Genomic DNA, 7,274 nt, shown 5'->3' with positions numbered 1-7,274 from the left:
GAACTGTCACCCGTATCGTCTCCCTTCAGTGTCTGAAACTTCATCAGGCCGCGCGAAGCGCGTGGGGATTGGGGCATAGCCCCATTTTAAAATTTTAGGGAAGCGCTGGAGATTTTTGTCCATAGATGTTTTGCATATTTTCCCTTGGCAAAGTATGTGTTTTTGTTTTAATCAGCGCTTCCCTAAAAACGCCATTGACCAAAGACGGCCTTTTGCCTATGATTATAGACGGCAGTTTACAGCAGAGGGGCACCACTCGAACATGGCGGAGAACGAAGGCCCTGAAGCGCGGCGCCCCCAATGTTAACCGAGGTCAGGAGGGATTCTCGATGGCAAAGTTCAGGTGTCTTGAATGCAAAAAGGAGTTTGAGGCGGAGGCCAACGACTCGTCGAAGCGCTGCCCCGAATGTCTGGGCCGCTACCTTGAGCTGATATCGGGCGAGATGAAGCGCGGGAAGTCCTGGAGCGCCAAGAGCTACTCCGTCCGTTAAAGGAGCTGATCCGATTGTCGGCGGATATGCTGTCAAACGACCCTGCGGCCCATCCACAGTCCGCGGCGGCGGAAACGCCGGAGGCGTCGCCGTTGCACACGCCGCCGGCCGCAGAGGCCGCGCCCGGTCCGGAGGAGGACGCGCTCCCTCAGGCTGCGGGGGGCGAACCGTCTGCCGCCGAGGCACAAGAGGACAACGCCCCCCACTACCTGGCGTTGAAGTACACCTTCTTCACCCCCAAGCGCGGGGACCTCTGCGGCGCCTTCTGTCTGATCTACGACGGGCACAGCACGAAAACCGTCAACCAGACCCTGTGGCTGACGCGCGCGGACACCCAGATCACCTTCAAGCCCAGTGAGCCCTGGAGGTCCTTCATGAGGCTCCTCTCGCAGCTGGGGCCCTACGACGCGATATGGGGTGAAAAGCTCAACGCCATCCTGCCGGACCTCTTTCCGGAAGCCGACCGCGCAGCGCTCTTTGAGGAGAGGCGCCTCGACGTCAAGCGGGCGCTGCTCCGCGTCGAGAACGAGATCCGCCACGGCTTCGAGCGCGCCACGCACAACTTCTTCAACGTGGCCAGCGACGTGGAGCTCCTGACGCGGAAGGACCTGGAGGAAGCGGGGCTGCTGGACCCCACGGGGAGCCCGTCCGCCGAGTCCGACGAGGCCAGAGACGATGGAGAGAGGGCTGAGAACCCCTTCGAGGAGATGATCGTTCAGTGCCTGCCCGTCATCGACCCCGTCTGGGGCAAGGCGGCCTCGGAGCTCGCCCCCAACGACGTGGTGGAGGTCACCCTCAAGAACAACGCAGGGACGGCCGGCCTGGTTCAGAAGTTTCTGGAGAGCACGAACCAGTCCCCCACCTTTCCCGTGGAGGAGATCGACCGGCGTGAGGACAGGACCTACATCTACCTGCGCATCAGCCCGGATATCCTGGGGCTGCTGACGCTGACGAAGGACCTGCGGCTGAAGACGAAGCGGGCCGTCGTCGAAAAGGAGCGAAGGATGGTGGCCTTGGACGACCTCTTCTTCTTCGCCATGCTGGGGGTTTCCGTGGTGGGACTCCTGCTGGCCGTTCGCTACCTCTTCATGTGACCTGCCCGCAGAGGCCTGACTCCCCCAAACAGAGAAAGAGCGAAAGGCCCCCGACCATCGCCGGGGGCCTTCCTCATATTCATCTTAATGTGCTTCCGTTCGGTTCGCTCCGCAGGGAGGCCGCCGCTATCCGCGCTTTCTGCGGATCACCAAGCCAAGGGCCGGGAGCGCCAGCAGCGCCGTGCCAAGCCCCAAGGCATCGCAGCTTCCGCCACCGTTGTCGCCGTTCTTACCGCCCTGGTCGCGAGGGCGCACCGTAACGTTCAACTGCGGGGTTTCAGGCTCAATCCCCGTCACGACGATATCGTCCGAGATGCCCCCCGATCCGATGCGGCGATGGGTCAGTTTGTAACTCAGCGTAGCGTATTGCTCCGGGAACTTGGAATTGTCATCCCCCCCCTGCTGCGTGGCCGTGATGGTGAGGGGCGTCAGGCGGCGGGGGTAGGCGGACAGGTCTATGCCGACGTCAGGCTGGGTGACTTTGATGGCATCCGTGTTGGCTCCGCCGATCGTGGAAGTCCACGTGTACGCCCCCTGGCGATAATCCCTCGCAAGTTCTTCCGCCTTCGTGCGCCAGAGGTCCCTAACCCTATTCGCGAGGTCAGGAAGATAGGTTTCCAGTTCAGCGAAGCTGTCCAAGCTGCTCTCGGTCAGGCCAGGAAAATCCGCAGAAACGGCCCCCAAGTCCGCGGGAGAGATGTCGATGGACACAACGACGTGGACCCTGGCCCTGTAGCTTACCTCTTTGTAATCGCCCACGTCAATCCTGCCGTCCCTATCGGTGTCCGCCACGTCGACGAAGAGATTCGCTCTCGTATCAAGGATGAGGCCATCGCTCGTAAGGTCCCGTCCCGACTCCGTCGCGAAGTAAATAGCCCTCGGCATCTTGGCGTTATAAGAGAGGATAGTGGCCTCAGGGTTGGTGTAGCCCTTCCAGAAGGCCAACGCCTGCTCCGCCGGGGCGAGGACGCCTGCAACAAACGCAAAGAGAAACAGTACCGCACAGAACTTATTACGATGCAATTCAATACCCCTCCAACGGTAAAAGATAGACTGTGCTAATTGTACTACGAAAAAAGCAAAATCCCAACCTCTCCCTACGCAAGGCGGTCCGGAATCTCGTCCCCCTCCAGCAGGTCTTCCGGCGTCTGGCGCCGCACGATGAGGTCCGCCTGTCCGTCGCGGACGAGGACGACGGCGGGGCGACAGAGCCGGTTGTAGTTGCTGGCCATGGAGAAGGTGTAGGCCCCCGTGTTGAAGACCGCCAGCACCTCCCCTCGCCTGAGGGGGGGCAGGTGTGCGTCGTCGATCAGCACGTCACCGGACTCGCAGCACCTGCCAACGACGGAGATACGGCTGCCGCCCCGGTCCGCCGCCGCGTCGGACCGCTCCGCGGAAACCGCCTCGTACACCGCGCCATAGAGCGGACGGCGCGGGTTGTCCGCCATGCCGCCGTCCACCGCCACGTAGGTGAGGCCCGGCAGTTCCTTGACGACCTCCACGCGGTAGAGGGTGATCCCGGCCTCTGAAACGATCCAGCGCCCCGCCTCGATGGACGCGGCAGGGCGTTCCAGCCCTCGGGCCGCGCACTCCCGCTCCACGGCCTCCATCATAGCATCGGTGAAGAGAGCGATGGGGACGTGGAGCTTCGAGGGGTTGCTCTGTGCCCCGTAGCCGCCCCCGAAGTTCAGCTCGCGCACCTCAAAGCCCAACCTGGCCTTCAACGCCTCCGCCGCCTCCAGGACGCGGACCACGGAGCGCAGGTGAGCGTCCGGGTCAAAGAGCTGCGAGCCCACGTGGAAGTGCAGGCCCAGGAGGTCCAGTCCCCTCCGCGTCATCCCCCGCCGAACGGCCTCGGAGAGGAGGTCCCCCTCCAGAGGCAGGCCGAACTTGCTCCCCGTCCGCCCCGTGTCGATGAAGGCGTGCGTGTTGGCAGAAACCCCCGGCGCAACGCGCAGCAGAACCCGCGCCCGCCGGCCCATCCCCTCCGCGAGGTCCGCCAGAACGTCGAGTTCCATCAGGCTATCCACGACGATCCGTCCCACGCCGGCCTCAAGAGCCACTCGAAGCTCCTCCTCGCTTTTCGCGTTGCCGTGAAGCTCGATGCGCTCCGGCGGGAAGCCCGCGGAGAGGGCCGTGCGGAGCTCCCCCAGCGACACGACGTCAAGGCCCAGACCCTCCTGGTCGACGATGCGGGCCATGGCGCGAGTGATGAAGGCCTTGCTGGCATAGCAGGCACCGGTCCCCGGCCAACGCGACAAAAAATCCCGCCGGACCTCCGCGCACCGGGCGCGGATCACGGCCTCGTCCAGGACGTAGAGGGGCGTTCCGAAGTTCCGCGCAAGCTCCACGCAGTCCGCGCCGCCCCAAAGAAGATGAGCCATCCGATTTCCTCCTGCTACCGCTTTAAAGTAAGGCCACGCCACTTGAGGGCGGCCGACCCCGCATCTAGAGCCTGAAGTCCCGAACGAGCGGCTGCGCCCCGCCCGCCGTAGGGTCCGAGAGCCCCTCCGGGATGGGGAACTCGCCAAAGTTGTCCGACACCCCGACGCGCAGAGAGAGCAGCGACTGCATGGCGCTCAACTCGTGCAGGACGTGGGTGTCCCCCCTTCGGTTGTCCATGAGCCTCGATGAGTTCGTGACCCTGAAGGGTTCCTCGCCGAAGAAATCCATCCAGAAGGCGATCCGCCGGTTGACCTTGCCCAGGAGGAGGAGCCACCGCAGGAGCTCCATCTGGGATAGCCCCCCCAGGGAAAAGAGCATGTGGACGAACAGGGACTTTGAGATCACTCCCTGAGCGGAGAGGTCGCGGGGCAGGGGCTTTTCCAGGTAATCCTCGACGCAGGCGAAGTCCGACGGGGTCTGAAAGGCCGACTTCTTGCTCATGCAGGCCAGGTACGCCGTCAGGAGCGCGGGCGACGCCTCCCGCGCGTCCTTCATCTTCGTGCGAATGTAGTGCCAGACGGTGAGCCCCGAGTCGATTTCGCAGGCAAGCGCCTTGGAGGAGAACGGCAGGTACTGGTTCCGAAACATGGCGTCCACCAGCTTCTCGTCCACGATGTTCCTGTAGGGAACGCCCTCCGGGACCACGGGCACGAGGCACAGGGGGAACATGGGGTTGTAGGGCACGGTCCTGCGGCTCAGGACGCAGTCCCTGAAGTTGTCCAACAACGGCTGAAACGGGATCTTCCCCGTGTTGTAAAGGTAGAAGCGCGCCCCGGCGGTCAGGCCGGAGAGGAGCTTGTAGGTGAAGTCCGTTTCGTTGGAGGCGTTGACCTCCATCGGGTTCGCCCGGTAATTCAGGAGCTTCCTCATGATGTTCGGGTCGCAGGCGGCCATCAGCGCCGTGGAATCCCCATAACCCCGCGTATTGTAATCCGCGTCCGCTCCAATGGACAGGAGGCAGTCCACCGTCTGCGCAAAGCCGCGGCGGGCCATCTCCATCAAAAACGTGTCGCGGCGTCCCGTCCCGAAGGCGGCCGAGTCGCACTTCCAGCCGTTTCGGACCAACTCGCCCACGACGCCCGCAAAGATTCGATCCTTCAGGCCGTGGACCTCCCGCGGTTGCCAGCGGGAAACGCCAAAAATCTGAAGGAGCCGCGCGTCCGGCATGACGAGGAGGTCCGCCAGGAGCTCCCGCGTTTCGGACAGCTCCCGCGCCCGAATAATACGGGGCTTGATGGTTTCAAAATGAAGTTTTACAGCCGGCAAGGCAAACTCCCCCTCACGATGAAACGTCCTCCAGCGCCCCGGCCACCCTCGAAGGTCCCGCTTCGGCGAAAAACGACCCGCGCCCCGCGCAAATTTGATCGTCAAGACGCCCGTCAGCACGGTCCTCAAATGCTATACTCAATGATAACACATTCCCTCCGCGCCGACAAAAAGGTGCGGAGGATTGGGGAAAAATTATCGTGTCTGCAGCGACGCCGCGCGGGACACGACGTGAAGAGGGACACTCCATGAGGCTCACCTTGATCAACGGACCTTTTGCACCATCGACTGGAGCCCTGCGATGACGCCGCTCTGGGAGGACTTCATGCGCCTTGGGCCGCTCGCCGCCCTGCTCGTCCAGTTCCCCGCCGGGGACGTGGAGATGTCCCCGGCGCTCCTCGCCGCGTTGCGCCTCACCCCTGACTCGCGGCCCCGAAGCCTCGAACAGTGGTGCGAGCTCTGCCATCCAGAGGATCACGGACGGGCGCGGGAGCTGAACGCGGCCCTCAGGCGTGGAGCAGAGTCGGCCCTGTCCCTCGCCCGGCGCCTGTACTGCGGGGACGGGGTCTACCGTGCCTTCCGCCTGGACGCCTGCATCCGGCGCGGGGAGGACGGCAGCCCGCTCCTCCTCATGGGCGTTGAAACGGCGCTCGGCGGAGGATCGCCCCAGGAGCCCTCCGAGGGCAGCTGGGAGCGCAGGATGCAGCAGGCCGCACGCCACATCACCGCGGGGCAGAGGCGCTTTGAGGCGCTGCTGGACGAGGCGAGGGTGGAGGAGGCCTCCCGTCAGGACCTCACGCTGTCCACCCTGGTCGAGGCGATGCCGTTCCCCGTCAGCGTCCGCTCGACGCGGGACGGGCGCGTCCTGAACAGCCCCTCCTTCGCCCACCTCGCCGACGCCTCTCCGCACCTCCGCGCCGCAATCGCCAGCCTGGGCGACGGGGAACGCCTGGAGGTCCAGGATCGCTACGGGCGCACCCGGACGCTTGAGGTGCGGACCCCGCCGCGGGAGGCAAGTTCCCACTGGAGCGCCGTCGCTCTCTCCGACGTCACGGAGGTCAGGGCCCTGGAGGAGGAGAACCTTCGCCTGCGGGGCCGCCTGCAGCGCATCGGCCTCCGCGGCACGGCCGGCGCCCCAAAACAGCCGGCGCCTGAACCCATCCGGCTGAGGGGCATGGACGCCACCCCAGAAGCGGAGGGACTTCGCACCGCCCTGTTCGACCGGGTGTCCTCCGCCCTGCGCGCCATCTCCGAAAGCAGCCTCAGGCCCACCTTCCTGGCGACAACGAACCACCTTCAGGGCCTGCTTCAGTCCCTGCGGGAGACGGAGCTCACCGTCGGAGCGGTGGGCCTCACGGGAAGCGGCAAATCGACGTTTATCAACGCCATGATGGGCGAGCGGCTGCTGCCTGAGGAAACCCGCGCCACGACGAACGCGGTTGTGCTCTGCCGCCGGGGCGGGGTCCGGGCGGCGGACGTGTTCTACCTCGACGGGAGAGTTGAGCGCACGGCAGGGTCCGATCTGACCCCGGACTGGATGGAGGAACACACCTCCGAACGCTGGAACCCTGGGAACGAATGGGGCATCGACCATATCGAGTGGAACAGCCCAGACGCGGCGATCCCCTCCGGGCTCGTGCTGGCGGACACCCCGGGGCTCGACGCCTGCGACCTGCCTCGGTACGGCGAGCTGATGCTGCGGCGCCTCCTGCCAAGCCTGGACATCGCCCTCTACCTCACGCCGCTGCGCGCCCGCTTCAAGTCCGCGGACGTGGAGCTGATGCACTCGCTTCTGACGGGCGGCCGACAAGTCATCCTGCTGCTGTCGCAAATCGACATCGAGCGGGATGAGGTGGAGGCCGGCAGCGTCCTCCTGCCCCGCCGCCAGAGGCTGGAGCAGGCCGTGACGGAGCTGCGGGGGGACCTGCAGGAAGCCGGCGCCGCCTCCTGCCCCATCATCCCCATCTCCTCAAGGCTT

Annotated in this window: 6 protein-coding genes; 3 read left to right on the top strand and 3 right to left on the bottom strand. The window is 64.8% G+C overall.

Translation table 11 applies throughout. The features are described 5' to 3' along the window. The first annotated feature begins 329 nt into the window (after positions 1-329). Both Q0629_RS06305 and Q0629_RS06300 read left to right on the top strand, forming a co-directional pair. Positions 330-491, top strand: coding sequence for a hypothetical protein (locus Q0629_RS06305; protein WP_015557162.1), 162 nt, complete (start codon positions 330-332; stop codon positions 489-491). Between the two features lie 26 nt (positions 492-517). Next, a complete protein-coding gene (locus Q0629_RS06300; protein WP_298780330.1) occupies positions 518-1,585 on the top strand; it encodes a hypothetical protein in 1,068 nt (355 codons plus the stop codon). A 126-nt stretch (positions 1,586-1,711) separates the two neighbouring features. On the opposite strand, the gene Q0629_RS06295 is transcribed toward Q0629_RS06300, so the two are convergent. The 3 genes from Q0629_RS06295 to Q0629_RS06285 all read right to left on the bottom strand — a co-directional run bounded on the left by Q0629_RS06295 (position 1,712) and on the right by Q0629_RS06285 (position 5,296). Next, entirely contained in the window at positions 1,712-2,608 is an 897-nt protein-coding gene (locus tag Q0629_RS06295; RefSeq protein ID WP_298780327.1) for a hypothetical protein, read from the bottom strand. Between the two features lie 74 nt (positions 2,609-2,682). Beyond that, positions 2,683-3,969 (bottom strand): diaminopimelate decarboxylase, encoded by a 1,287-nt coding sequence (gene lysA / locus Q0629_RS06290; RefSeq protein WP_298780325.1) that lies wholly within the window; start codon positions 3,967-3,969, stop codon positions 2,683-2,685. 64 nt (positions 3,970-4,033) lie between these two features. Further along, positions 4,034-5,296: a hypothetical protein gene (locus Q0629_RS06285; RefSeq protein ID WP_298780322.1), complete on the bottom strand. Its 1,263-nt coding sequence runs from the start codon at positions 5,294-5,296 to the stop codon at positions 4,034-4,036. A 301-nt stretch (positions 5,297-5,597) separates the two neighbouring features. Here Q0629_RS06285 and Q0629_RS06280 point away from each other — a divergent pair. Beyond that, positions 5,598-7,274 (top strand): dynamin family protein (locus Q0629_RS06280; protein ID WP_298780319.1); only part of this gene is annotated, 1,677 nt, incomplete at its 3' end.

The organism is uncultured Fretibacterium sp. (assembly GCF_938030725.1).
Lineage (GTDB): Bacteria > Synergistota > Synergistia > Synergistales > Aminobacteriaceae > Fretibacterium.
The sequence above is the reverse complement of the archived record's forward strand: the minus strand, read 5'-3'. Positions and strand labels throughout refer to the sequence as shown.

Coding starts and splice junctions, on each gene's coding strand:
- lysA (WP_298780325.1), bottom strand. CDS start 3,969: ATGGCTCATCTTCTTTGGGGCGGCGCGGACTGCGTGGAGCTTGCGCGG.
- Q0629_RS06300 (WP_298780330.1), top strand. CDS start 518: ATGCTGTCAAACGACCCTGCGGCCCATCCACAGTCCGCGGCGGCGGAA.
- Q0629_RS06305 (WP_015557162.1), top strand. CDS start 330: ATGGCAAAGTTCAGGTGTCTTGAATGCAAAAAGGAGTTTGAGGCGGAG.